Source organism: Halopseudomonas sp., from assembly GCF_036961105.1.
Classification (GTDB): domain Bacteria; phylum Pseudomonadota; class Gammaproteobacteria; order Pseudomonadales; family Pseudomonadaceae; genus Halopseudomonas.
Genome location: NZ_JBALWW010000004.1, coordinates 121,370 through 146,365, shown reverse-complemented (window position 1 = coordinate 146,365; position 24,996 = coordinate 121,370). Strand labels below are relative to the sequence as shown.

At 60.8% G+C, this 24,996-nt stretch carries 24 protein-coding genes; 9 read left to right on the top strand and 15 right to left on the bottom strand.

The genetic code is table 11. From position 1 onward, the window contains the following. The first annotated feature begins 3 nt into the window (after positions 1-3). Positions 4-1,554: an apolipoprotein N-acyltransferase gene (lnt, locus tag V7756_RS07030; protein WP_335609441.1), complete on the top strand. Its 1,551-nt coding sequence runs from the start codon at positions 4-6 to the stop codon at positions 1,552-1,554. On the opposite strand, the gene V7756_RS07025 is transcribed toward lnt, so the two are convergent. After that, a complete protein-coding gene (locus V7756_RS07025; protein WP_335609440.1) occupies positions 1,504-1,773 on the bottom strand; it encodes a hypothetical protein in 270 nt (89 codons plus the stop codon). The genes lnt and V7756_RS07025 overlap by 51 nt on opposite strands. A gap of 205 nt (positions 1,774-1,978) precedes the next feature. On the opposite strand from V7756_RS07025, the gene leuS reads away from it, so the two are divergent. From leuS to holA, 3 genes are read left to right on the top strand one after another with little or no spacing between them, the layout of a single operon-like run. Beyond that, positions 1,979-4,588 (top strand): leucine--tRNA ligase, encoded by a 2,610-nt coding sequence (leuS, locus tag V7756_RS07020; protein WP_335609439.1) that lies wholly within the window; start codon positions 1,979-1,981, stop codon positions 4,586-4,588. Positions 4,589-4,609: 21 nt separating this feature from the next. Further along, a complete protein-coding gene (locus tag V7756_RS07015) occupies positions 4,610-5,158 on the top strand; it encodes an LPS-assembly lipoprotein LptE (RefSeq protein ID WP_335609438.1) in 549 nt (182 codons plus the stop codon). Between the two features lie 7 nt (positions 5,159-5,165). Next, on the top strand, positions 5,166-6,194 hold the full coding sequence (holA, locus tag V7756_RS07010) for a DNA polymerase III subunit delta (protein ID WP_335609437.1): 1,029 nt from the start codon (positions 5,166-5,168) through the stop codon (positions 6,192-6,194). Between the two features lie 27 nt (positions 6,195-6,221). On the opposite strand, the gene V7756_RS07005 is transcribed toward holA, so the two are convergent. Continuing rightward, positions 6,222-7,094, bottom strand: a complete 873-nt coding sequence (locus tag V7756_RS07005; RefSeq protein ID WP_335609436.1) for a universal stress protein — start codon at positions 7,092-7,094, stop codon at positions 6,222-6,224. A gap of 26 nt (positions 7,095-7,120) precedes the next feature. Beyond that, positions 7,121-8,743: a SulP family inorganic anion transporter gene (locus tag V7756_RS07000; RefSeq protein WP_335609484.1), complete on the bottom strand. Its 1,623-nt coding sequence runs from the start codon at positions 8,741-8,743 to the stop codon at positions 7,121-7,123. Between the two features lie 384 nt (positions 8,744-9,127). Between V7756_RS07000 and V7756_RS06995 the strand changes: the two genes are divergently transcribed. Both V7756_RS06995 and lipA read left to right on the top strand, forming a co-directional pair. After that, positions 9,128-10,426 carry a lytic murein transglycosylase gene (locus V7756_RS06995; RefSeq protein WP_335609435.1) on the top strand — a complete coding sequence of 433 codons (1,299 nt, stop codon included), beginning with the start codon at positions 9,128-9,130 and terminating at the stop codon, positions 10,424-10,426. 170 nt (positions 10,427-10,596) lie between these two features. Next, a complete protein-coding gene (lipA, locus tag V7756_RS06990; protein ID WP_335609434.1) occupies positions 10,597-11,646 on the top strand; it encodes a lipoyl synthase in 1,050 nt (349 codons plus the stop codon). On the opposite strand, the gene lipB is transcribed toward lipA, so the two are convergent. The 11 genes from lipB to V7756_RS06935 all read right to left on the bottom strand — a co-directional run bounded on the left by lipB (position 11,647) and on the right by V7756_RS06935 (position 21,609). Continuing rightward, positions 11,647-12,279, bottom strand: a complete 633-nt coding sequence (gene lipB / locus V7756_RS06985) for a lipoyl(octanoyl) transferase LipB (protein ID WP_335609433.1) — start codon at positions 12,277-12,279, stop codon at positions 11,647-11,649. It lies immediately after the preceding gene. Beyond that, positions 12,279-12,557: an HP0495 family protein gene (locus tag V7756_RS06980; protein WP_335609432.1), complete on the bottom strand. Its 279-nt coding sequence runs from the start codon at positions 12,555-12,557 to the stop codon at positions 12,279-12,281. The genes lipB and V7756_RS06980 overlap by 1 nt, the downstream gene beginning before the upstream one ends. A gap of 18 nt (positions 12,558-12,575) precedes the next feature. Further along, positions 12,576-13,730 carry a D-alanyl-D-alanine carboxypeptidase family protein gene (locus tag V7756_RS06975; protein ID WP_442908970.1) on the bottom strand — a complete coding sequence of 385 codons (1,155 nt, stop codon included), beginning with the start codon at positions 13,728-13,730 and terminating at the stop codon, positions 12,576-12,578. A 94-nt stretch (positions 13,731-13,824) separates the two neighbouring features. Continuing rightward, positions 13,825-14,745, bottom strand: a complete 921-nt coding sequence (locus V7756_RS06970) for a septal ring lytic transglycosylase RlpA family protein (RefSeq protein WP_335609430.1) — start codon at positions 14,743-14,745, stop codon at positions 13,825-13,827. Further along, a complete protein-coding gene (mltB, locus tag V7756_RS06965; RefSeq protein WP_335609429.1) occupies positions 14,742-15,764 on the bottom strand; it encodes a lytic murein transglycosylase B in 1,023 nt (340 codons plus the stop codon). Before mltB ends, V7756_RS06970 begins: the two co-directional genes overlap by 4 nt. A gap of 25 nt (positions 15,765-15,789) precedes the next feature. Next, positions 15,790-16,932 (bottom strand): rod shape-determining protein RodA, encoded by a 1,143-nt coding sequence (rodA, locus tag V7756_RS06960; RefSeq protein WP_335609428.1) that lies wholly within the window; start codon positions 16,930-16,932, stop codon positions 15,790-15,792. Further along, complete coding sequence (mrdA, locus tag V7756_RS06955) at positions 16,929-18,836, bottom strand: penicillin-binding protein 2 (protein ID WP_335609427.1); 1,908 nt, start codon at positions 18,834-18,836, stop codon at positions 16,929-16,931. The genes rodA and mrdA overlap by 4 nt, the downstream gene beginning before the upstream one ends. Positions 18,837-18,839: 3 nt before the next feature. Beyond that, positions 18,840-19,307, bottom strand: a complete 468-nt coding sequence (rlmH, locus tag V7756_RS06950; RefSeq protein WP_335609426.1) for a 23S rRNA (pseudouridine(1915)-N(3))-methyltransferase RlmH — start codon at positions 19,305-19,307, stop codon at positions 18,840-18,842. A gap of 6 nt (positions 19,308-19,313) precedes the next feature. Continuing rightward, complete coding sequence (gene rsfS, locus V7756_RS06945) at positions 19,314-19,673, bottom strand: ribosome silencing factor (protein WP_335609425.1); 360 nt, start codon at positions 19,671-19,673, stop codon at positions 19,314-19,316. Positions 19,674-19,694: 21 nt separating this feature from the next. Further along, complete coding sequence (gene nadD, locus V7756_RS06940) at positions 19,695-20,336, bottom strand: nicotinate-nucleotide adenylyltransferase (protein WP_335609424.1); 642 nt, start codon at positions 20,334-20,336, stop codon at positions 19,695-19,697. Positions 20,337-20,343: 7 nt separating this feature from the next. Next, positions 20,344-21,609 carry a glutamate-5-semialdehyde dehydrogenase gene (locus V7756_RS06935; RefSeq protein ID WP_335609423.1) on the bottom strand — a complete coding sequence of 422 codons (1,266 nt, stop codon included), beginning with the start codon at positions 21,607-21,609 and terminating at the stop codon, positions 20,344-20,346. A 134-nt stretch (positions 21,610-21,743) separates the two neighbouring features. On the opposite strand from V7756_RS06935, the gene V7756_RS06930 reads away from it, so the two are divergent. After that, complete coding sequence (locus V7756_RS06930; RefSeq protein ID WP_335609422.1) at positions 21,744-22,481, top strand: DNA-3-methyladenine glycosylase; 738 nt, start codon at positions 21,744-21,746, stop codon at positions 22,479-22,481. After that, on the top strand, positions 22,471-23,673 hold the full coding sequence (locus tag V7756_RS06925) for a DedA family protein (RefSeq protein WP_335609421.1): 1,203 nt from the start codon (positions 22,471-22,473) through the stop codon (positions 23,671-23,673). The genes V7756_RS06930 and V7756_RS06925 overlap by 11 nt, the downstream gene beginning before the upstream one ends. A 32-nt stretch (positions 23,674-23,705) precedes the next feature. On the opposite strand, the gene V7756_RS06920 is transcribed toward V7756_RS06925, so the two are convergent. Next, positions 23,706-24,290, bottom strand: coding sequence for an LON peptidase substrate-binding domain-containing protein (locus V7756_RS06920; RefSeq protein WP_335609420.1), 585 nt, complete (start codon positions 24,288-24,290; stop codon positions 23,706-23,708). A gap of 207 nt (positions 24,291-24,497) precedes the next feature. Between V7756_RS06920 and V7756_RS06915 the strand changes: the two genes are divergently transcribed. Then, positions 24,498-24,953 carry a MaoC family dehydratase gene (locus V7756_RS06915; RefSeq protein WP_092285223.1) on the top strand — a complete coding sequence of 152 codons (456 nt, stop codon included), beginning with the start codon at positions 24,498-24,500 and terminating at the stop codon, positions 24,951-24,953. The last annotated feature ends 43 nt before the right edge of the window (positions 24,954-24,996 follow it).

Here is a 24,996-nt window from a genome sequence, read left to right as displayed (position 1 = left end):
GGCATGTCTCTGCGTCTTGCCTTGCTGCCCCGCGCTTTGCTCGCCCGCTTGCGCGGCCCCGGCCTGACCGGACACCTGATCGCGGTCGCGGCGGGTGCCCTCAGCACCCTGGCCTTTGCACCATACAACCTCTGGCCGTTCGCACTGCTCTCGATAGCGCTGCTGTATCAGAGCCTGTTGCAGCTCGATGGCCGCCAGGCTGCCCTGCGCGGGCTCGCCTGGGGGCTGGGCCTGTTTGTTTCCGGGGTTTCCTGGATTTATATCAGCATTCATCTGCACGGCAACGCCTCGCCGCTGCTCGCAGGTTTTCTGACCGGCGGGCTGGAATTTGGTCTATCTCTGCTGATTGCGCTCTGGGCCTGGGTCTGGGTGCGTTTCTTGCGCAGCGGCAATGCCTGGTCGGACAGCCTGAGCTTTGCTGCCATCTGGGTGGTGCAGGAAATGTTCCGCGGCTGGTTCCTTACCGGCTTTCCCTGGCTCTATCAGGGCTACGCCTACACCCATACCTGGCTCAGTGGCTGGGCACCCCTTGGCGGGGTCTGGCTACTGGGAGCACTGGCCGTATGCAGCGCCTGCCTGCTCAGTGAATGGCGTTTGCTGCGCCGCCCGGCGCAGGCCGGTATGGCCTTGCTGCTGATCGCAAGCTTCTGGCTGGGCGGTTTGGCCTTGCAGCAGGTCAACTGGACTCAGCCCAAGGGCGAGCCGCTCAGCGTGAATCTGGTGCAGGCAAACATAGAGCAGTCGTTGAAATGGGATCCGGATTACATTACCCACACGCTGTCGCTGTATCGCGACCTGACCTACGCGCAACCTGCCACCGACCTGGTGGTCTGGCCGGAAACCGCGGTACCTGTACTGCAGAGCCAGAGCCAGTACTTCGTTGATGGCATCGCAGCCAATCTGGCCGAGCGTGGCAGCACCCTGATCACCGGTATCCCGGTCGACGAGATGGACCCTGAGGGCCTGCGGATTTACAACGGCATCACCGTCGGTGGCAGCCAGCCGCAAAGCCAGTATCTGAAACAGAAGCTGGTGCCCTTTGGCGAGTATGTGCCGCTGGAAGCGTTACTGCGCGGCCTGATCGACTTTTTCAACCTGCCGATGTCGAGCTTCAGCCGCGGACCGGCCGACCAGCCACCGCTGCTGGCCGCCGGCTACCGGCTGGCGCCGCTGATCTGTTACGAAGCGGTTTATCCCGATTTTGCCGCCAAACAGGCGGCGCAAAGCGATCTGCTGATCACCATCAGCAACGACAGCTGGTTCGGCCGCTCCATTGGCCCCCTGCAGCATCTGCAAATGGCACAGATGCGCGCGATTGAAGCGCAACGCTGGATGATTCGTGCCACCAACAATGGTGTTACCGCACTGATTGACCCGCACGGGGCCATACGCGCCCGTATTCCGCAGTTTCAGCAGGAGGTCTTGATCGGAGAGGTTCAGCCAATGCAAGGGCTGACGCCCTATCTGCGCTGGCGCAGTGCGCCGCTTGGCCTGGTGACAGTGTCAGTGTTGTTGATCGTAGCGTTGCGACGGCGGCGGCAGAACGCCCGGTAACGGGCTCGCGTCCAGCGTCTCGAGAATTTGCCAGAGCACGGTCAGGTCCTGCTGACTCAGACCCTGCACCTCCAGTTCGGCAATGCCGCCACCCTGATAGCCGGTGAGCCATTGCCGGGTATGAGCCATGTCCAGCGCCTGGTCCAGGCGACGCAGAATTCGACCGTAGCTGCAGTCACGCTGTCGATGGACCATGGTCTCAGGTGTTCTCCAACTCATGCTCTGGCTCCCAAAGTTGAATGTCAGTTGTGCCCCCTCCCAGGGTTGCGCAGCTCGCGTCTCCTCCTGAGGATAGACCCGCAGCGCAGCAGGCAATGTGCTCTGCGACGAATGGCATATGACTACCTGTGGCGGGCCTGGTGGTGTATCCTGCCCCATTACTTTTTCGCCATCATTCGCCACTACGAGCCTCCAGACCCACGCCATGCAAGAACAGTATTCACCGAGTGACATCGAAGCCGCCGCACAAAACGATTGGGAGAACGCCGAGGCGTTCAAGGTCAGCGAGACACCGAATCAGGACACTTTCTACTGCCTGTCGATGTTCCCCTACCCCAGCGGCAAGCTGCACATGGGTCATGTGCGCAACTACACCATCGGTGATGTGATCGCGCGCTACCAGCGCATGCAGGGCAAGAACGTGCTGCAACCCATGGGTTGGGATGCCTTCGGCATGCCGGCGGAAAACGCGGCGATGAACAACAATGTCGCGCCAGCCGAATGGACCTATTCCAATATCGATTACATGCGTACCCAGCTGAAAAGTCTGGGGCTGGCTATAGACTGGACGCGCGAGGTAACCACCTGCAAACCCGACTACTACCGTTGGGAGCAGTGGTTGTTCACCAGGCTGTTCGAGAAAGGCATCATCTATCGCAAGAACGGGACCGTGAACTGGGACCCGGTGGATCAGACAGTGCTGGCCAACGAGCAGGTCATCGACGGCAAGGGCTGGCGTTCCGGCGCGCTGATCGAGAAGCGCGAAATCCCCATGTATTACTTCGCCATTACCGATTACGCCGAGGAGCTGCTCAGCTCACTGGATGATCTGCCGGGCTGGCCCGAGCAGGTCAAGACCATGCAGCGCAACTGGATTGGCAAATCCGTCGGCATGGAAGTCCAGTTCCCCTACGATACCGACAGCATCGGCGAAGAAGGCCGCCTCAAGGTCTTTACTACCCGCCCCGACACCCTGATGGGAGCGACCTACGTTGCCGTAGCCGCCGAGCATCCGCTGGCCACCCTCGCCGCGCGCAATGACAGCAAGCTGCAAGCTTTCATTGACGAGTGCAAGCGCGGCGGCGTCGCTGAAGCCGACATTGCCACTCAGGAAAAGAAAGGCATGCCGACGCCGCTCTTCGTCAAGCACCCGCTGACCGGTGAAAAGATGCCGGTCTGGGTCGCCAACTACGTGCTGATGACCTACGGCGAAGGCGCGGTGATGGCGGTGCCTGCGCACGACGAGCGTGATTTCGAGTTTGCCGGCAAATACGATCTGCCGATCAAAGCGGTTATCCGCACCTCCGCTGGCGACAGTACCCCGGCACCCTGGCAGGACGCCTACGGCGAGAAAGGCGAGCTGATCAACTCCGAAGAGTTCGACGGCCTGGATTTTGCCAGCGCCTTTACCGCCATCGGTGATGTGCTGGAGCAGAACGGTCTGGGCGCCCCACGTACCCAGTTCCGCCTGCGCGACTGGGGCATCAGCCGCCAACGCTACTGGGGCTGTCCGATCCCGATCATTCACTGCGACAGCTGTGGCGACGTGCCGGTACCGGAAGACCAACTGCCAGTGGTACTGCCAGAAGACGTGGTGCCCGATGGTGCCGGCTCGCCCCTGGCCCGCATGCCCGAGTTCTATGACTGCAGCTGCCCCAAGTGCGGCGCAGCAGCCAAACGCGAAACCGACACCATGGACACCTTCGTGGAAAGCTCCTGGTATTTCGCCCGCTACGCCTCACCGCATTACGAGCAGGGCATGGTCGATCCGAAAGCGGCGAACCATTGGCTGCCGGTCGATCAGTACATCGGCGGCATCGAGCACGCGATTCTGCACCTGCTGTACGCGCGTTTCTTTACCAAGCTGATGCGTGACGAAGGCCTGATCGAAGCCAGCGAGCCGTTCAAGAACCTGCTGACCCAGGGCATGGTCATCGCGGAAACCTACTACCGCCTGGAAGCCAATGGCAGCAAGAGCTGGTTCAATCCGGCAGACGTCGTTGTCGAGCGCGATGCCAAGGGCAAGATTCTCGCCGCCAAGCTGGAAAGCGACGGTCAGCCGGTCGAGATAGGCGGCATCGAGAAGATGTCCAAGTCGAAGAACAACGGCGTCGACCCACAGGCGATGATCGACCAGTACGGCGCGGATACCTGCCGCCTGTTCATGATGTTTGCCTCACCACCGGATATGAGCCTGGAATGGTCCGACTCCGGCGTGGAAGGCGCTTTCCGCTTCCTGCGCCGCGTCTGGCGTCTGAACCATGCTTTTGCCAGCAACGGCGGCCCGGCGGACGCACTGGATCTGGCCAGCATCACCGATGCGCAGAAAGAGATTCGCCGCGCCATTCACCTGGCGATCAAGCAGGCCAGCCAGGATATAGGTCAGCATCACAAGTTCAACACCGCCATCGCTGCGGTCATGACACTGATGAACGTGCTGGAAAAGGCGCCGCAAGATAGCGCGCAGGACCGTGCCTTACTGCAGGAAGGGCTGGAAACCGTCGCCCTGCTGCTGGCTCCTATCGCCCCGCACATCTGTCATAGCCTCTGGCAGGCGCTGGGCCACAGTGATGCCATCATCGACGCCCGCTGGCCGGTACTGGATGAAAACGCCCTGACCCAGGACATCCTGCAACTGGTCATTCAGGTCAACGGCAAACTGCGCGGGCACATTGATGTGGCCGCCGATACCAGCCGCGAAGCCATTGAAGCCGCCGCGCGGGCAAACGAGAATGTACAACGCTTTACCGAAGGCCTGACCATCCGCAAGGTGATAGTCGTGCCCGGCAAGCTGGTCAACATTGTCGCCAACTGATTTATGCAACGGAGAGCCAAGATGTCCCTGACCACCCCTCGTCTGCTGCTGAGCTGCGCTGTACTCGGTGCTGCCCTGCTCGCTTCCGGCTGCGGCTTTCAGCTGCGCGGTACCGGCGTTGACCACGTTGACCTCAACGAGCTGGACGTCACCGCCCACAACCGCTATGGCCAGACCTATCAGCAGGTGCTTGAAGCCCTGGAAATCGACGGCGTAGAAGTCAACACCAGCGCGCCCTACCAGTTGCAGCTGCTGAATGAATCCCAGGGCCGGCGTGCCGTCAGCTACACCAGCCGCGCTACCCCGGCCGAGTACGAGCTGACCAGCGACCTTACCTTCCAGATTGCTGACCGTCAGGGTCGCGCTCTGGTAGGCCCGGAGACCCTGAATACCCGGCGTACCTACGTGAACGACAAGGACAATATCGTCGGCACCAGCGAAGAAGAAGAGCTGCTGCGCCAGGAAATGCGTGGCGACCTGACGCGACAGTTGCTGTTCCGTTTGTCCAGCCTGACCGAAACCGAGTTGTCGGCACGCGAACAGACCCTCGATCAGCAGCAGACCCCCTGAAAGCGCCATGAAGCTGAACGCGGCGCAACTGCCACGCCAGCTCAAGGAGGGTCTGGTGCCGGTCTACGTGGTCAGTGGCGATGATCCGCTGCTGACCGGCGAGGCCGAAGACCTGATTCGCAAGGCCTGCCGCGCTGCGGGTAGCGAGGAACGCCAGGTCTTCCATACCGAGCGCAACTTCGACTGGTCGCAGCTCTACGAAGCCAGCCACAGTCTGTCGCTGTTTGCCCAGCAACGCCTGCTTGAGCTGCGCTTGCCCTCCGGCAAACCCGGCGATCAGGGTGCCAAGGCGCTGCTGGGCTATCTGGAGCAGCCGCCAGCCGACACCACCTTGCTGATCAGCCTGCCCAAACTCGATGGCACCGCCATGCGCAGCAAGTGGGCCAAGGCGCTGGTCGAACACGCCGATAGCCGTTTCGTACAGGTCTGGCCGATTGAAGCGCAGCAGTTACCCGGCTGGATGCGTGACCGTCTGGCGGCTGCCGGCATCCAGGCCAGCCCGGACGCTCTGGAGCTACTGTCGACACGCGTAGAAGGCAATCTGCTGGCAGCCGCCCAGGAGATCGAAAAGCTCAAATTATTCTGCAGTGGCGGCTCGCTTGATCTGGACACGGTCCAGCAGGTGGTTGCCGACAGCGCCCGTTTCGACGTCTTCAATCTGTCGGACGCCATGCTGCTGGGTCAGCCGCAACAGGCACTGCGCATTCTGCACGGTCTCAAGGGCGAAGGCGTGGAAGCGCCGGTGGTGCTCTGGGCGCTAACGCGGGAGTTGCGCACCCTGGCCAGCATGGCACTGGATAGCGCCCGCGGCATTCCGCTGGACAAGGTCTTTTCCAGCCAGCGCCCGCCCGTCTGGGACAAGCGCAAGCCGATAATGAAAAGGGCGTTGGAGCGTCATCCTGCGGGCGCCTGGGAAGGCTGGCTGGGCGCGGCGCAGACAGTGGATGCGCAGATCAAGGGCCAGGCACCAGGCTCACCCTGGGACGGCCTGGCGCGCATTCTGGTGGAAGCTGCGGGCGTGCGCCTCACACTGTAAGGGCTCAACCAGCTCCGTGCATCGGTTTCAACGCAGCAGAAGCAACGGGCACTGCGTATTGCGCAGCATGCCCGTAGTGGTACTACCGACGAGAAACTGACGAATCCGCGAGTGGCCATACGCGCCCATCACGATCAGATCGATATTCGCCTCGCGCTGATACGCCAGCAACGTCGCTTCCACTTCGCCAGTGCGCAGCGCTGTAGTGACGCTGAAGCCAGCCTGTTGCAGTTTCTGCTGCCCCTCTTGCAATGCGGCCAGGTTCTCGCTGCTGTCGCTGCCTACCATCAGCAGGTGGATTGGCAGGCCTGCAAACAACGGGCTCTGCGCCAGCATGTCCAAGCCCTTGCGCGTGCTCGGGCTGTTGTCGTAGGCCAGCATCAGGTTGCGCGGCGCACTGAACTCGCCCGTGGTCACCAGAATGGGATTGTGCAGGGTGCGAATCACGCTTTCCAGATGGCTGCCTACGTGGCGCGCGAGCGAGTCGCTGACTTCTCCCTGGCGTCCCATGACCAGCAGCCGTATCTCGTCCTGCAGTTCGCGCAGGGTATCCACCAGCTCGCCGTGGCGCTGTCGCGTCACCGGCCCGACCGAACCCGCAGCGCGCACGCGCTGAGCCGCTGCTTCCAGCATGACCTTGCCCTGCTCTCGCAGCAGCCGGCCGCGCTGCTCATCCAGCTCGGCCAGCTCCACGAGCAGATGCTCGCGGCTGCCCAAGCCGATGCTCCCGGACAAATCGGCATGTGCCGGCGCGTGCCCCTGATCCAGCACATGCAACAGTTCCAGCGGTGCCTGCAACCTTTGGCTGGCCCAGGCGGCATAATCGCAAACTGCGATTGCCGCGCCAGACCCGTCGATACAGGCCATCACCTTGGCCGCCCTGGCTTGCATCTCGCTCATCTGCCTTCTCTCCTCTGGGTCGCCCATCAATGTCCGATCAGTTGATCAGCGGCCTCGGGTTTATCGTGCACGCCAAAGCGGTCAACGATGGTCGCGCTGGCTTCGTTCAGGCCCAACACTGTCACCTCGGTGCCTTCACGCCGGAACTTGATCACTACCTTGTCCAACGCGCCCACGGCAGTGATATCCCAGAAATGCGCGCGACTCAGATCGATAATCACCTTATCAAGCACTTCCTTGAAATCAAAGCTGGCGGTAAATTTGTCGGCTGAGCTGAAAAATACCTGGCCGACTACCTGGTAGGACCGCTCGCTGCCGTCCGCATTCGCCTCGCTGTCAACATAAAGGAAATGCCCGATCTTGTTGGCAAAAAACAGCGACGCGAGCAGTACCCCAGCCAGGACGCCGTAGGCCAGATTGTGGGTTGCTACCACCACTACGACAGTCGAAACCATGACGATATTGGTCGACAAAGGATGCTTGCGCAGATTGCGCACCGAATCCCAACTGAAGGTACCAATGGACACCATGATCATCACCGCCACCAGGGCAGCCATGGGAATCTGCCCTACCCAGTCACTGGCGAACACCACCATCAGCAGCAGCACGACACCGGCTACAAAGCATGACAGGCGGGTGCGGCCGCCGGATTTCACATTGATCACCGACTGCCCGATCATCGCGCAACCGGCCATGCCACCAAGCAGCCCGGAACCGATGTTGGCAACGCCCTGACCTTTGCATTCACGGTTCTTGTCGCTGCTGGTATCAGTCAGATCATCGACAATGGTGGCGGTCATCATGGACTCAAGCAGGCCCACTACCGCCAGCGCAGCGGCGTAGGGGAAAATGATGCCGAGGGTTTCCAGGTTCAGCGGCACCTGTGGCCAGAGAAATATCGGCAGGGTGTCGGGCAATTCACCCATATCACCCACGCTGCGGATATCCAGGTTCCACAGCATGGCCACGCCTGTGAGCAGCACAATGCATACCAGCGGCGACGGAATCACCAGGTTTCTACTCCAGCGCGCAGAGATTACCGCCAGCGTTATACCAATGGTCGCCGCGCCATAACCCAAGCTGGCATCCAGGCTGCCCAGTACCAGAGCAAAGCCGATGATCAACGCATACAGGCCAATGCCGGGGAAAGTGTATTTGCCCAGCCAGGGCAGGCCGTAAATCAGTACCAGACCGGCCGCCGTCATGGCATATACGTGCCAGGTCACGTTGGTCAGCTCCGGCAGCTGCGCCATGAAAATGAGGATCGCCAGCGCATTGACAAACCCGGTCACCACCGAGCGCGACACAAAGCGCATCAGCGATCCCAGGCGCAGGTAACCTGCCGCTATCTGCAACACGCCACACAGAATGGAGGCGGCCAACAGATACTCGAGCCCGTGCTCGCGTACCAGCGTCACCATCAACAAGGCCATGGCACCGGTAGCGGCCGAGATCATGCCGGGCCGTCCGCCGGTAAAGGAAATCACCACGGCGATACAGAAGGAAGCGTAAAGGCCTACCTTGGGATCTACCCCGGCAATAATGGAGAAGGCAATCGCCTCCGGAATCAGCGCGAGCGCTACTACCAGGCCAGACAGCACGTCGCCGCGCACGTTGGAAAACCATTGCTGGCGAAGGGATTCGATCAAGGTCATAAATGGATTCTGCCGGTTCGAGAAAAATGAAAAGACTGTCCGTCAGGTGCAACTGCCGCATGGCTTGAACGCGCGAGGCCTCGCCTGCACAACAATACGGAAATACGGACACAGGACGCCGGGAAAGCATCTGCGCAGGGGTGGGATAGAAAACTAAGGTGGCGTAACGCCGTTAGGGCACAACATGGCCGTGGTCCGTCATTCATTCTTGGGGAGGCTGCGGACTTTACCACAAGGCCCCGATGTCGACCACCGCACGGCTGTGATACGCATTACTGCGCAGTGCTGGCAGGAACCTTCGCGCGCCAGTATCCTCCAAGGCAGTGATCAAAATCCTGCCACCATGCCCGGTGCCAGACCGCTTTCAGGAATTAACGCATGCGCCTTCAGTTTCACCGCCGTACCGGCATCCGTCTGCTTGCCTGTGCCAGCCTGTTCAGTCTCACTGCCTGCGCCGACACGCCGGCCATTGCGCAAGCCGAACCCGTCAGGCCAGCTGCCGCTCAACCCAGCGCCGCCAATGTGATGGTGGAGCCGGTGGTCATGCAGCGCAGCTTTGCCGACTGGCGAGCAGACTTCCGCGCCGAGGCGCTGGCACTCGGCATAGAGCCGCAGCTGTTTGACCGCGCCTTCGCAGGCGTCAGCCCGGACCCGGACGTAATCAAGGCTGACCGCAGCCAGCCGGAGTTTTCCCGACCGGTATGGGCCTATCTGGACGGCGCACTCTCGAGCCAGCGCGTGGCAACCGGCCAGCGCAAACTGGCGGAACAACGCACCTCAATCGATGCCATAGAGCAGCGCTACGGTGTGGATCGTCACATTCTGGCGGCCATCTGGGGCCTGGAAAGCAACTTCGGTCAGAATATGGGTGATCGTCAGGTCATCCGCTCCCTGGCCACGCTGGCCCACGAGGGCAGACGCCCTGCCTTCGCCCACGACCAACTGCTGGGCGCGCTGGATATCCTGCAGCACCGCGACATTGAACCCGAGCAGATGCTGGGTTCCTGGGCCGGTGCCATGGGGCAAACACAGTTTATTCCCACTACCTACAATGAATACGCGGTGGATTTTGATCAGGACGGGCGGCGCGATATCTGGAACAGCTCGGCGGATGCGCTGGCATCGGCAGCCCACTATCTGCAACAGTCCGGCTGGCAGCCTGGCCAACCCTGGGGTCAAGAGGTCAAGCTACCCCCGTCGTTTGACTATGCATTGGCTGACAGCAGCGTACGCAAGACGGTGCAGCAATGGGCCGATCTTGGCGTGACTGATATCAAGGGCACCCCTTTGCCAGCGAATATCCGCGAGCACTCCGCCGCGCTGCTACTGCCAGCCGGCCACCGCGGCCCGGCTTTTCTGGTGCTGAGCAACTTCCGCTCGATCATGCGTTACAACAATTCCACCAGCTACGCGCTGGCCATTGGCTTGCTGTCCGAACGATTTCAGGGCGGCGGCAAGGTCGTTGCTGGCTGGCCCACCGAGGACCGCCCACTCTCGCGTAGCGAACGCACTGAACTGCAGACTCTGCTGACTGAGCAGGGCTTCGAGCCGGGCGGCATCGACGGCATCATAGGCGCCAATACCCGCACCGCGATCCGTCGGCTTCAGCAGCAACTTGGCTGGCCAGCCGACGGCTACCCGACACCCGAGTTGCTGGAGCAGCTGCGCCGCGGATAGCCGCCCACCTCGGGCGAGCCTGCCTGGGGCACTGCGATTACAAGCCGGCGCACCGCTCCCCCGGACCGGTGCGCCGGGCACTTTCTGTGATAAACTCCGCCGTGGCCACAAGCCTATCCGTGCCCAGCACAATCCCCGTGGAGCCGCTACCCGCAGGAGCCCTGATTTCGATGTCCGACAGTTCGCAGAAAACCGTTTCCAGTGGCGAGAAATTCCGCAACGCCCAAGGTATTCCCGCCATCAAGGATGGCCAGAAACGCCGCAATTCGAACGAGCCCCAGGTATTTGCCCCCAAGCCCAAATGGCTGCGGGTAAAAGCGCCCAGCGGTGACCGTTTTGAAGCGGTCAAGCGCAACGTCAGCGAACATCGTCTTAGCACTGTCTGTCAGGAATCGCACTGCCCCAACATGGGTGAGTGCTGGTCCAACGGTACTGCCACCATCATGGTCATGGGCTCGGTCTGTACCCGTGCCTGCCGCTTCTGCGCGGTAGACACCGGCAATCCCAATGGCTGGCTGGACCGTGAAGAGCCGGAGAACACCGCCAAATCGGTCGAGCTCATGGCGCTGCGCTACATAGTGCTGACCTCGGTGGACCGCGATGATCTGCCCGACGGCGGCGCCGCGCATTATGCAGCCTGCGTCAGTGCCATCAAACAGCGTACACCACAGGTGGTGGTAGAGGCCCTTACGCCGGACTTCGACGGCGACCTGAGTGCCATTGAGCAGGTGGTCGATTCCGGTCTCGAGGTCTTTGCGCAAAACGTCGAGACCGTGAAACGCCTGACCCATGTGGTCCGCGATCCCCGTGCAGGCTACGAGAAAACGCTCAAGGTACTGGCACACGCCAAGCGTCATCGCCCCGATGTGTTGACCAAGACCAGCCTCATGCTGGGGCTGGGTGAAACCGACGAAGAAGTACTACAGACCTTTGACGACCTGCGCGCCATTGGCGTGGATATCGTCACCCTGGGCCAGTACTTGCAACCCACCCGCAACCACCTGCAGGTGCAGCGCTGGGTAAGCCCCGAGGAGTTCAATCACTTCCGCGAGCTGGGACTGGCCAAAGGCTTCATGGAGGTCGCTGCCGGTCCACTGGTGCGTTCCAGCTACCGCGCCGATCGAGTGTTCGAGAAGAACAACCTGGGGTTGGCCGCGCCGGTAGCCGTGCCGGGTCAGACCATCGACGACAGTCTGATCCCTGCGCTGAATCTGAGCTGATCAGTCCGCAACATACCCCAGGCGCCGCTTGAGCGCCTGGCTCAGCTGCTGCTGGATCAAGGTAATCGAAACCGGCTCTTCCACCAACTCCCTCAGCTGCACCATGCGCAATCCCGAATAACCACAGGGGTTGATGCGCTGAAACGGCTCCATGTCCATGTCCAGATTCAACGCCAATCCGTGAAAGGAGCAGCCGCGGCGCACGCGCAGACCCAGTGAGGCAATCTTGGCACCATCAACATACACGCCAGGGGCATCAGGCTTGGGCGCAGCTTCCAGCCCGTGTAGCTGCAGCACTTCGACCAGTGCCTGCTCCATGGCAGTCACCAGCTCGCGCACGCCAAGCCCTAGCCGGCGCAGATCGAGCAACAGATAAGCGACCAGTTGCCCTGGGCCATGGTAGGTCACCTGACCGCCCCGCTCCGCCTGAATGATCGGGATATCGCCTGCCGCCAATACATGCTCGGCCTTGCCGGCCTGTCCCTGGGTAAATACCCGCGGATGCTGCAATAGCCAGATTTCGTCTGGCGTTTCGGCGCCGCGCTCATCGGTAAAGCGGCGCATGGCTTCCAGAGTGGGCTGGTAATCCACCAGCCCCAGATCACGAATCAGCAATTCCGGGACGGGCGCCACTAGAGCACCATATGCACACGGCCCGTCGCCTTGAGGTCTTTATGCAAGGCATCGAGCTGCTCCGGCCCGGTCGCAGTGATAATCACGCGCAGCGACAGGAAACGGCCATTTTTGCTGTCCTTGATATCCACCGAGGTAGCATCCATGCCAGGCGCGTGCTTGCGCACTACGGCGCAGATAACCTCGGCGAAGTCGTCGCCGGCCGTACCTATCACCTTGATGGGGTACTGGCAGGGAAATTCGATCTTCGGTGCCTGCGGTTCAGTCCGGTCAGCCATTGCGCTACCCTCCCAGCTTCAGTTGAACAGCCCATAGAAGAACAGACGAATGCTGTCCCACAGGCGACCGAAGAAACCAGCCTGCTCGACGTCCGCCAGGGCGACCAGCGGCGCGGAATGCACGACCTTGTCGCCAAGCTTGACCTCCACCTGACCGAGCACGTCACCGGCCTTGATTGGTGCTTGAACTGGCGTCTGCAGCGTAATTCCCGCTTCCAGCTGGGCGAGCTGACCTTTTGGCAAGGTCAGTTGCAGGCCATGCTGCAGACCCAGATCAACCTTGTCCTGCGCGCCTTTCCACACGCGGGTACTGGAGATCACCTGGCCAGGCTGGTAGAAGCTCTTGGTCTCGAAGAAGCGGAAACCCCAGGTCAGCAGCTTCTGGGTTTCGGCAGCGCGGGCCTGCTCGCTGCTGGTGCCCATGACCACCGAAATCAGCCGCATGTCCTCGCGCTTGGCCGACGCCACCAGACAATAGCCGGCTTCTTCGGTGTGGCCGGTTTTCAAGCCGTCAACTGTGCTGTCACGCCAGAGCATGAGATTGCGGTTGGGCTGGCGGATTTCGTTCCAGACAAACTCTTTCTCACCGTAAATCTTGTAATGGGCTTCAGGGTCATCCTCGATAATCGCGCGGGCCAGCGTCGCAAGGTCACGCGCCGAAGAATAATGCCCCTCCGCCGGCCATCCGGTTGCATTGACAAAGTGACTGTTGGTCATGCCCAGGCGTTTGGCCTGGCCGTTCATCATGTCGGCAAAAGCGTCTTCGCTACCGGCAATGTGTTCGGCCAGCGCGATACTGGCATCGTTGCCGGACTGAATGATGATGCCGCGCATCAAGTCGATAACCGGAACCTGATTACCTACCCTGATGAACATCTTCGAACCGCCCATGCGCCAGGCCTTTTCGCTGATCAGCACCGGATCGTTCTCGCCAATCTGTCCACGCTTGATTTCCTGACTGCCAATGTAGCTGGTCATCATCTTGGTCAGACTGGCAGGCGGCAGCGGCTCATCGGCGTTATGTTCTACCAGCACAGCGCCACTGCTGGCGTCCACTAGAAGGTAGCTGGAGGCCGCGAGTTCCGGCGCAGCTGGCACTATGGGCGCTGCCGTCTGCGCATCCAGCGTAGGGGCGTTGGGCGCCGGCGTCTGTGCCAGAGCACTGACAGACAACAGGGTGGCGCCGGTGACAAGCAGGGTAGATATCAGATTTTTCAGCATGTTACTCACAATCAGTGGTGGAGTGCGTTGGTTCTAAAGGGATACATCAGTTGACCGTAACCAGCGTAGGCGTACCCATGTTGGCCAGCCGCAGCGTCTCCATCAGCTGCCTGGCCTCGTCCTGGCTACTGACCGGCCCCAGGCGAACCCGGTGCAGGGTGCGCGTCTGGTCGTGGTATTCACTGACAAAGACATTGGCCGTTACCACGCCGCGCAGGCGCTGTCGCAGTTGCTCTGCAGACTGCGCATTGGAGAAGGCGCCTACCTGCAGGTAATAACCCGTATGGCCGGTTTCCACCGGTTCTGGCGGTATGATTTCTGTGATCGGAGCTGCTACCGGTGGCTGACTCTGCACCAGATAGCTGGGATTGTTCTGCTGCTGCCAGGCAACCGGATCTATTCCCTGCACGCGCACGCGCGCAGTACCCTGGTCAGCATAACCGAGCTTCTTTGCCGCTGCGTAAGACAGGTCGATGATGCGGTCAGAGTAGAAGGGACCGCGATCATTGACGCGCACGATAATGGTCCGGTTGTTCTCAAGGTTGGTTACCTGCACGTAAGTAGGCAACGGCAGAGTCTTGTGCGCCGCTGTCATGCCGTACAGATCATACAGCTCGCCATTGGCGGTGTTCTGACCATGAAATTTGGTACCGTACCAGGACGCCACGCCCTCTTCGCGATAACTGCGACCGTCCTGCATGGGGTTGTAGTCGCGCCCCAGCACAGAATAGGGCGTGGCCTTGTAACGGCCGGTATGCGGTACCGGCACCGCGTCTGGTATCTGAGACACATCCTGCATGTAACTTGGCGGGCCATCGTGCACCGTACGCACCGGGCCAGGCGTGCCGGCAGCGGGCGCCCCAGCACTGCTGCCGCTGGGACTCGGCGCCGATGAGCAGGCCGCCAGTGCCAGCAGCACAACGCAGCCCAGGGTACAACGCGCAAAGGAGATGGATGCTGGCATCATTGCGGCCGTGCCTCACGTAACAAATCGGCTAGTTGGTGCACCACCATGGCATACATCACGCTGCGGTTGTAGCGGGTGATCACATAGAGGTTGTTCAGACCCAGCCAGTACTGCATTCGTTCCCCGGCATCAAACTCGAACGCCATGACCTCTGCATCCTGTTCCAGCTGTGTGCGCGGCGTCCAGCCCAGGCGCTGCAGCTCGGCCACCGTCTTGCGCGCTTCGAGACCCTGCTCAAGGGTTATACCCTGGGCAACCTGATCCCCTTCTACATCTGCCGCGATGGCTACCGCGGCGCCATGCTGCCACTTATGCTGATGGAAATAATTGGCGACGCTGCCAATGGCATCCACCGGGTTGTTCCAGATATCCACTACGCCGTCGTGGTCAAAATCCACGGCAAAGGCCTGGTAACTGCTGGGTATGAATTGCCCATAGCCCATGGCGCCAGCATAGGAACCCTTGAGGGTCAGTGGGTCCATCTGCTGTTCGCGGGTCAGCACCAGGTAGCTTTCCAGCTGGCGACGAAAGAAGTCGGCCCGTGGCGGATAGTCAAAGCCCAGGGTAGTCAGCGCGTCGATCACACGGTAGGAGCCCATGTTGCCGCCGTAAAAGGTTTCCACACCGATAATGGCCAGAATGATTTCCGGCTCTACGCCGTATTCCTTTTCCGCCCGAGCCAGCGCCTCGGCATGCTCGTCCCAGAAAGCCAGGCCGCTTTCGATGCGCTTGTCGGTTATAAAGATGGCACGATACTCATGCCAGGGCTTTACCCGTTCAGCAGGGCGGGCAATGGCCTTGAGGATGGCCTCCTGACGTACCGCCTGATCCAGCACCTGCTGGACGTGTTCGGCGCTAAACCCGTGCTCGATCTGCATCTTCTCGACGAAGGCCGGCACATCGCTGTGCTGCGGGCCATAGTCCTGGGCCTGAACCCCCGCAGCCAGGAGCCCGCCAACCAGCGTTGCTGCCAAACGGGCAATACCGCGGCAGCGACTGCCCACGTTGTTTTTGTACATGTTCTGTTTTAATCCCGACCCGATGTCATGAACTTTTTGCCATCCATTTACGGTGCGTGTGGATGGACATGAGAATACCGAACCCCGACAGCAGGGTAATCAGCGAAGTACCGCCGTAACTGATAAAGGGCAGCGGCACCCCCACCACCGGCAACAGCCCACTGACCATGCCGATATTGACGAAAACATAGACGAAGAACGTCAGAGTGATGCTGCCTGCCAGCAGTTTGCAGAATGCGTCCTGCGCTTGCAACGTGATCACCATACCGCGACTGATCAGCAGCATGTAGACGCACAGTAGCAAGCAGACACCGACCATGCCGAACTCCTCTGCCAACACCGCAATGATAAAGTCGGTGTGACCTTCCGGCAGGAAATCCAGGTGCGATTGCGTCCCCTGGAGCCAGCCCTTGCCGAATACCCCGCCGGACCCTATCGCAGCCTTGGATTGGATGATATTCCAGCCCGAGCCCAAAGGATCACTTTCGGGATTGAGAAAGGTCAACACCCGCTGCTTCTGATAGCCGTGCATGACAAAGAACCACATACCTGCGGCCGCTGGAGCCAGCAGCAACAGCGCGCCGATGATATAGCGCCACAATAGTCCGGCCAGCAGCAGAGCAAAGATGCCCGAGGCGGCAATGAGCAACGAGGTGCCCAGGTCCGGCTGCTTGAGAATCAGCACCACGGGTATAAAGATGATCAACAGCGTACCCACCACATGCTTGAAGCGCGGCGGCAAGGTCCTGGCACCCAGGTACCAGGCGACGCTCATGGGCATCACCAGTTTGAGTATTTCCGACGGCTGGAAACGCATCACCCCCGGAATGGTCAACCAGCGCTGCGCACCCTTGGCCTCGGTGCCGACCAGCAGCACCGCCACCAGCAGCAATGTCCCTCCAACGTAAGCCACCGGCACCCAGCGTTGCATGAAACGTGGCTGGAACTGCGCTATCACCACCATCACGGCTATACCCACGGCAAAATAGGCCATCTGCCGATAAACCATGCCCATGCTTTTGCCGCTGGCGGAATAAAGCACAAAGGCGTCCACTGCCGCCAGGCCCAGAATCAACAACAGCAACCAGGGATCAACGTGGATGCGCATCCAGAATGATTCGCGGCGACGCAGACCCGCCGCTGCCGGCATGGGCGTGGGGCGCTTCATTGTGCGGCCTCCTGGGATGGCGTAGCGCTGCCGACCTCAGCTGCGCTCTCGCCCTCTTCTTCGGGCTTGGGCAGGCGCGGCAAGATCCAGGCATCGAATACCGCCCGCACGACAGGTCCGGCGACGCGGCCGCCGGATTCGCCGTTCTCAACCAGCGCAGCCACGGCGATCAAGGGCTTTTCACTGGGAGCAAAGCCGACGAACAGCGCGTGGTCACGGTGCCGCTCACGCAAGCTCTTGGAGTCGTAGCGCTCACCCTGGGCAATGGCCACCACCTGGGCCGTTCCGCTTTTGCCAGCCATGTTGTATGGCGCGCCCTGGGCAGCGGCCCGCGCGGTGCCATGCGGCGACTGCATCACATCCTGCATGGCCTGGGTCATGAAATCCCAGTCTGAAGGATTGCGCAGCTTGATATCCTCGGGCGTATCCGACTCATCCGGTTGCACCCCTTCGGCATCCATCAGCAACCTGGGACGATGCCATTTTCCGTGATTGGCAATCAGCGCCATGGTCTGCGCCAACTGCAGCGGCGTGGCCAGCATATAACCCTGCCCGATCCCGGCGATCAGGGTTTCTCCAGGGTACCAGGGCTGCCTGTACTTGGTTCGCTTCCAGTCGCTGGAGGGCATCAGACCCGCCGCCTCTTCGTACATGTCGATGGACACCCGCTGTCCAATACCAAACCGGCTCATGAAATCATGCATCCTGTCGATGCCCATCTTGTTCGCCAGATCGTAGAAATAAGTGTCGTTGGAGCGTGCGATGGCATAGGACATGTCTACCCAGCCATCGCCACTGCGGTTCCAGTTGCGGTACTTGTGACTGAAATTGGGCAACTGAAAGAATCCAGGGTCATACACCCGCGCACTGCGGGTGGTCGCGCCCGTATCCAGCCCCCCGAGGGCAACCACCGGCTTGATCGTCGAGCCGGGCGGATACTGGCCGCGCAGCACGCGATTGAACAGCGGCTGATCCAGTGAATCACGCAGGGCGCCATAGTCGGCGTAACTGATACCGGTAACAAACAGATTGGGATCGAAGCCGGGCTTGCTGACGAAGGCCAGTACACCGCCGGTGGCCGGGTCTATTGCCACGACAGCGCCGCGTCTGTCGCCCAGGGCTTCCTCGGCCACGCGCTGCAGGTTGGCGTCCAGATGCAGGGTCAAGTCCTTGCCGGGTACCGGCTCGGTGCGCGAGAGCACCCGCAATACGCGTCCACGGGCGTTGGTTTCCACCTCTTCGTAACCCACGGTGCCATGCAGCAAGTCCTCGTAATAGCGCTCTATACCGGTCTTGCCGATGTAATGCGTGCCGGCATAGGACACAGTATCGATCGATTTGAGTTCCTGCTCGTTGATCCGGCCCACGTAACCCAGAGCGTGGGCAAAATGGTCGGCAAAGGGGTAATAGCGCACAAAACTGGCCTGCACCTCTACTCCGGGCAAGCGAAATTGATTGATGGCGATGCGCGCGATCTGTTCCTGGGTCAGCTCGAGCATCACCGGCACCGATTCGAAGGGCCTTCTGGCCTGCATCAGCCGGCGCTCGGCCTGGGCCACATCTTCATCACTCAGGGACAGCAGCGACTTGAGCAACTCAAAGGTAGCCGGCAGATCTGCTACCCGATCGCGGGTAATCGTCAGGCTGTAGCTGGGACGGTTCTCGGCCAGGACCTCGCCATTGCGGTCGTAAATGCGGCCACGAGTCGGCGGTATGGGCTGCACGTGAACCCGGTTGTTCTCCGACAGGGTCGAATGATGCTCGTATTGTGTGACCTGCAGGTAATACATGCGCGCGACCAGAGCGGCAATCAGCGCCAGTACAAAAACGCCTGCCAGCAGCAGGCGACGGTGCACTATGCCGGCGTCCTTACTGTGGTCTTTCAGGTGGATGGGCTTGGCCATGAATCACTTGTGGTAGGGATGACGATTAAGAATGGTCCAGGCGCGGTAGAGCTGTTCGGCCAGCAGAATGCGTACCAGCGGGTGCGGCAGCGTCAGCGGCGACAATGACCAGCGCTGATCGCTGCGCGCGCTCACCTCGTCGGCCAGACCCTCGGGGCCGCCGACCATCAGGTTGACGTTGCGGGCATCCAACCGCCACTGCTCCAACTTCTCGGCCAGATTTTCGGTCGACCAGGCCCGCCCTGTTACCTCAAGAGTAACGATGCGTTCACCCGGCTGCACCGCCGCCAGCATCTGCTCGCCCTCGCGGCGCATCAGACGACTGACATCGGCATTCTTGCCCCGTGTTGCCAGCGGAATCTCGACCAGCTCCAGCGGCAGGTCAGGCGGCAGCCGCTTGGCGTACTCCTGATAGCCCTGCTCCACCCAACGCGGCATGCGTGACGCCACACTGATCAGGCGAATACGCAAACAGGCTTACTCCACAGGCCGCTGTTGCTGTTCCCGGCGTGATTCGGCACTTTGCCAGAGGCGCTCAAGGTCATAGAACTCGCGGGTCGCCGGCTGCATAACGTGCACAACCACGTCGCCCAGGTCTACCAGTACCCACTCGCCGGAACCCTTGCCTTCGACGCCCAGCGGCTTGCGCCCGGCTTCCTTGGCCTTTTCCACCACGTTATCGCTCAGGGCGTTGACATGGCGATTGGACGTACCACTGGCGATGACCATGAAATCGGTCACACTGGTGTGTTCGCGTACGTCAATCCGTACTACATCCTTGGCCTTGAGTTCGTCCAGCGCGTTCTCTACCAGTTGCGCAAGCTCTTCAATCTGCATAAGACGTTTAAATCCTCGATATCAGGGCCGATACAGCCCTTGGGTTTCAATATAGTCAAGCACGGCGTCGGGCAACAGAAAACGCGGTGAGGCGCCGCTGGCGACCAGGCCGCGAATATGGGTCGCAGAAATCGCCAAGGGCGTCTGCGACAGGCAAATAATGTGACCGTTACTGCTTTGCGCCAGACGCTCGGGGCTGTCGACACTGCGCGCAGCCAGCAAATCCTTTAGCACCTCGGGCATGTCCGGATTGTAATCGGGACGCTGCAACACCACGATATGTGCCAACTGCAACAGCTCCTGCCAGCGATGCCAGCTTGGCAGACCGCAGAATGCGTCCCAACCCAGGACCATGAACAGTGCAGCCTCAACACCCAGCTCGGCGCGCAGCGATTCCAGCGTATCAACAGTGTAAGAGAGCCGGTCCCGGCGCAGCTCGCGGTCATCGACCTGCAGCCCGCAACCCGGCGTTACCGCCAGCTCAACCATCGCCAGGCGCTGATCGGCACTGGCGCCAGGCACCTCCCGGTGCGGTGGCCGAGCACTGGGCACCAGCCGCAGCTCGTCCAGCTGCAAGCGCTCCAGTACCTCCACCGCGCTGCGCAGGTGGCCAAAGTGCACTGGATCGAAGGTACCGCCCAGCAGACCGATTCGCTGCCTCATCCGCGCATCACTGCCGGATGTGGCCGTCGCCGAATACCACGTACTTTTCGCTGGTCAGACCATTCAGTCCCACCGGCCCGCGAGCATGAATCTTATCGGTAGAGATGCCGATCTCGGCGCCCAGACCGTACTCAAAACCATCGGCGAAACGCGTTGACGCGTTGATCATCACCGAGCTGGAATCCACCTCGGCCAAAAAACGCCGTGCGCGGGTGAAGTCTTCCGAGACCATGGCGTCGGTATGCTGCGAGCTATAGGTATTGATGTGCTCGATGGCGGCATCCATGTCCGTCACCACCTTGACCGACAGAATCGGCGCCAGGTATTCGGTTGACCAATCCTGCTCCGTTGCAGCAGTCGCCTGTGGCAGCAACGCGCAGGTTTGTGCACAGCCGCGCAGCTCGACACCTTTCTCGGCATAGATGGCTGCGACGCGGGGCAAGAATGCTGCTGCCACCGCTTGGTGCACCAGCAGCGTTTCCATGGCGTTACACACGCCGTAACGATGGGTCTTGGCGTTGACAGCGATGGCTTCGGCCTTGTCCAGATCGGCGCGATCATCCACATAAACATGACAGATGCCGTCCAGGTGTTTGATCACCGGCACCCGCGCATCCTTGCTGATGCGCTCGATCAGTCCCTTGCCGCCGCGCGGTACAATCACATCCACGTAATCGCGCATGGTGATGAGTGCGCCAACGGCGGCGCGATCGGTGGTTTCCACCACCTGTACCACTTCGTTCGGCAGGCCGGCCGCCGCCAGCCCGACGCGCAGGCATTCGGCAATCGCTCGATTGGAATGGATCGACTCGGAGCCACCGCGCAGAATGCAGGCATTACCGGATTTGAGGCACAAACTGGCCGCTTCGACGGTCACATTGGGGCGGGACTCGTAAATGATGCCAATCACGCCCAGCGGCACGCGCATCTTCCCCACCTGAATGCCGGACGGGAGAAACTTCATATCAGCGATAGCACCAACCGGATCCGGCAGTGCTGCAACCTGCCGCAAACCTTCGACCATGGCCTGCATACGCGCCGGCGTGAGCGCCAGACGATCGAGCATCGCAGCGTCCAGGCCGTTGTCTCGACCGGCCTGCAAATCCAGCTCGTTGGCGGCGACCAGTTCCGCGCTCGCAGCCTCGATGGCTTCGGCCGTTGCCAGCAGAGCGGCGTTCTTGACCGCGGTCGTTGCACGGGCAATGACCCGCGATGCGCGCCGGGCATTCTGGCCCAACCCGGTCATGTAAACGACTACCTGTTCCGCACTCATGCAGTTACCTGTTACCTGTATACGCAAATGCGGCATTATAGCCGGGTCCCCCAGCACTTGACAGGGCCGCCAGAGGAATCCTGCAGCCACGCACCAATTCAGTCTGCAATATCTATGCTGATAGAATGAGCACCATGCACCCTGACCCTTTTTCCAACCTCGCAAAGCGGCCCTTGCCAGCCTCGTTTTTTCAGCAGGACGCCCGCACGCTGGCGGTCGACCTACTGGGCAAGGTGATTCGCCGCTACCTGGAAGGGCTTTGGCTATCGGCGCGCATCATCGAAACAGAAGCCTATATGCTGGACGAAAAGGGCAGTCATTCTTCGCTGGGTTTCACCCACGCCAGACGCGCGCTCTTCATGGAGGGCGGCATTATCTACATGTATTACGCCCGCGGCGGCGACTCGATGAACTGCAGCGCCGCAGGTGCCGGCAACGGAGTGCTGCTCAAATCAGGCTATCCGGTGATCGACAGTCTCAGCGGGCCGGCAAGCCTGCAGCGCATGCAGCAGCTCAACCCCAATCGCGATGGCAGCGCACGGGCCGCTCACCGTTTGTGCGCCGGACAAACCCTGCTATGTCGTTCACTGGCGATACGGGTAGCAGACTGGAATGCTCAGGCGTTCTGCCCGGATACGCTGTTCATCGAGGACGACGGCTACCAACCGAGCCAGATCATCCAGACTCCGCGCCTGGGTATTCCCTCAGGTCGCGATGAAGCCCTGCCCTACCGCTTTGTAGACGCCGAACTGGCCGCCTACTGCACGCGCAAGCCGCTGGGCCGAACCCGCGTAGAAGGGCGCGATTACCGCCTGCTCACACCCGGGCAGGCCGCCACAGCAGCGCTGGAGGGCCAGCCTTTTGCTGGTTGAACTCACCGACTGGCTGGCCGCCCATCAGCAATGGGTGGGACTGGCCATCTTTCTGATTTCCTTTACCGAGTCACTGGCGATCGCAGGCCTGGTAGTGCCCGGTGTTTTTTTGCTGTTTGCGGTCTCGGCAATGGCTGCCAGCGGCGGCATGGCGCTGGGCACTGCGGTTATCTGGGCTTTCAGTGGCGCCGTGCTGGGAGACCTGATCAGCTTCTTTCTCGGCCGCCACTTCCACCACAACATTCGCGGCTTCGGCCCGTTCCGCCGCAACCCGCAGTGGATCGACGGCGGCGAGCGCTTCTTTCGTCGCTATGGCTGGTTGAGCGTGGTGCTGGGGCGCTTCATCGGGCCGATACGGCCAGTGATCCCGCTGGTGGCCGGCATGTTCGACATGCCGGTCTGGCGCTTCGTCGCAATCAACCTGCTATCGGCGCTGGCCTGGGCTCCGGCCTATCTGATCCCCGGTTACACCGCCGGCCGCGCTGCGCAATGGCCAGTACCACCGTTGTTCTGGAATCAGGCGCTGAGCCTGTTGATTGGTGCAGGCATACTGATCGGCTGCTGCCTGTACGTATTGAAACTGCAAAAACGCTGGAGCTCCCTGGTAGCGGCAGCCTGCTGCCTGCTATCACTGCTGACCTTGAGCATGAATCAGCGGGCCCTGCAGATATTCGATCGCACCCTGGTAGACAGCGCAGATTATCTGCGCCTGCCGGGCGCGGGAGAGGTACAGATACTCACCCCGGAGATTTTACTCGTAGCAGCTCCGATTATCGCCGCTCTGCTACTGGCCAGGCGCTGGAATCACGCAGTCCTGCATTTATGCGCACTAAGCCTGGCCTTGTTCATGGCCTGGGCCATAGCGCTAAGCGGCAGTGCCAGCATCAACGCCCTACTCACCACCATACTCTGTGCGCTGGTCGTCAACTGCAGTCGCAGCCAGCATTTCTGGGTACGCAGCGCCTGGCTGTTGTATCTGCTGCCGCTGCTGTTGATGATCGCCAGCAATGTGCTCGAACACCGCTTACTGGAACCGCTGGAGATGCTTCGCAGTCTGCTGGTTGGCGTTAGCGCCAGCCTCCTCGCCTGCTGGGTGGTCGAGCGGGTCAGCCCGATGACGCCATTGGCCACACCGCTGCGCTGGCTGATTGCCAGCTGGCCGTTCCTGGCTGCAGCCTGGGTATTCTGGTAAAGCTCGCCACCTCACGCCCGCCAGATTTACCGTTATGCCTGCAGCACCTCGAGCCATTCATGGATCTGTTGCAAACGCTCGGACGGCTCATCAAGCGCCAGCAAATGGGTTTTCTGATCCAGGCTGAACGGCAGCAGATAGGCCAATTGATACGCGAGGGCCTGCTGACTGTTGCCCACGGGAGGCAAGTCCAGCCCGGACGCCAGCGGGTGCTGCAATAGCGCGGCGTGCAGCTCTTCGAGCTCTTCGTGCTCGGTTACCAGCTCGGCATCTCCCGCTTCCGGGCGCCACTGCACTTGTGCCACGACCAGCCCGTCTTCAGCTACCTCAACCTGGCTCACCTGCGCGCGGCGGGCGCCCAGCACCCTGATCCCCAGCAATCCGTTATCCCGCTGTTGAAAATCCACTATCCGTGCTTCGCAGCCCAGGGCACTGAAGCGCAAATCACCGGTACCCGCCTCCGGTCCTTTTTCCAGCGCCACGACCACAAAGCCCTCGCCCGATTTGAAGCACCGGCTGACCATATCCAGATAGCGCGCCTCGAAGAGCTGCAGGTCCAGAGTGCAACCTGGCAGCAATACGGTTTTAAGTGGGAATAACGCAATCTTCTGACTCATGCAATCCTCTTGTCATCGTTAGCCGTCGGGCTTAGCCTTCAGCAGAAGGTCAGATCATTCAGCAAACCAATATAAGGTCCTGATTGATTGACCCCTGCGTCAGCGCTTGCAACCATTCAGCCGGATACGCTTGCTCCAAAGGTTAGCATTGCAGCAGGCAGCTACGCACACCCCCAGCGGGCCACAATAAGAGTCACGGAGAACGCCATGACAGCTATACCAGTTAGTGAACTTACCTCATTGATCGGCAAGGATATGGGCCACTCGGAATGGCTGCAGATCGATCAGGAGCGGGTCAACCAGTTTGCCGAGTGCACCGGCGACCACCAGTTCATCCACATTGATGAAGAAAAGGCCAAGCAGACGCCCTTCGGCGGCACCATCGCCCATGGCTTCCTGTCTCTGTCGCTGTTGCCTGCGCTGTCCGCTGGGCTGATGCCGCGCCCGGAAGGTTTGAAGATGGCCGTCAATTACGGCATGGATAGTCTGCGCTTCATCCAGCCGGTACGCGTGGGTTCACGCGTGCGCCTGCACACCACCATCCTGGACGTCACCGAGAAAAACCCTGGGCAGTGGCTGATGAAGGCACGCAACACCCTGGAAATCGAGGGCGTCGACAAGCCCGCATTCATTTCCGAAGGGTTGTCACTGTACTTCGTCTGACGTAACACCTGTATCGCGGGCAGGCCGTGCGGCGCCCGCGATA

Coding starts and splice junctions, on each gene's coding strand:
- lnt (WP_335609441.1), top strand. CDS start 4: ATGTCTCTGCGTCTTGCCTTGCTGCCCCGCGCTTTGCTCGCCCGCTTG.
- V7756_RS07025 (WP_335609440.1), bottom strand. CDS start 1,773: ATGAGTTGGAGAACACCTGAGACCATGGTCCATCGACAGCGTGACTGC.
- leuS (WP_335609439.1), top strand. CDS start 1,979: ATGCAAGAACAGTATTCACCGAGTGACATCGAAGCCGCCGCACAAAAC.
- V7756_RS07015 (WP_335609438.1), top strand. CDS start 4,610: ATGTCCCTGACCACCCCTCGTCTGCTGCTGAGCTGCGCTGTACTCGGT.
- holA (WP_335609437.1), top strand. CDS start 5,166: ATGAAGCTGAACGCGGCGCAACTGCCACGCCAGCTCAAGGAGGGTCTG.
- V7756_RS07005 (WP_335609436.1), bottom strand. CDS start 7,094: ATGAGCGAGATGCAAGCCAGGGCGGCCAAGGTGATGGCCTGTATCGAC.
- V7756_RS06995 (WP_335609435.1), top strand. CDS start 9,128: ATGCGCCTTCAGTTTCACCGCCGTACCGGCATCCGTCTGCTTGCCTGT.
- lipA (WP_335609434.1), top strand. CDS start 10,597: ATGTCCGACAGTTCGCAGAAAACCGTTTCCAGTGGCGAGAAATTCCGC.
- V7756_RS06980 (WP_335609432.1), bottom strand. CDS start 12,557: ATGGCTGACCGGACTGAACCGCAGGCACCGAAGATCGAATTTCCCTGC.
- V7756_RS06970 (WP_335609430.1), bottom strand. CDS start 14,745: ATGATGCCAGCATCCATCTCCTTTGCGCGTTGTACCCTGGGCTGCGTT.
- mltB (WP_335609429.1), bottom strand. CDS start 15,764: ATGTACAAAAACAACGTGGGCAGTCGCTGCCGCGGTATTGCCCGTTTG.
- rodA (WP_335609428.1), bottom strand. CDS start 16,932: ATGAAGCGCCCCACGCCCATGCCGGCAGCGGCGGGTCTGCGTCGCCGC.
- mrdA (WP_335609427.1), bottom strand. CDS start 18,836: ATGGCCAAGCCCATCCACCTGAAAGACCACAGTAAGGACGCCGGCATA.
- rsfS (WP_335609425.1), bottom strand. CDS start 19,673: ATGCAGATTGAAGAGCTTGCGCAACTGGTAGAGAACGCGCTGGACGAA.
- nadD (WP_335609424.1), bottom strand. CDS start 20,336: ATGAGGCAGCGAATCGGTCTGCTGGGCGGTACCTTCGATCCAGTGCAC.
- V7756_RS06935 (WP_335609423.1), bottom strand. CDS start 21,609: ATGAGTGCGGAACAGGTAGTCGTTTACATGACCGGGTTGGGCCAGAAT.
- V7756_RS06930 (WP_335609422.1), top strand. CDS start 21,744: ATGCACCCTGACCCTTTTTCCAACCTCGCAAAGCGGCCCTTGCCAGCC.
- V7756_RS06920 (WP_335609420.1), bottom strand. CDS start 24,290: ATGAGTCAGAAGATTGCGTTATTCCCACTTAAAACCGTATTGCTGCCA.
- V7756_RS06915 (WP_092285223.1), top strand. CDS start 24,498: ATGACAGCTATACCAGTTAGTGAACTTACCTCATTGATCGGCAAGGAT.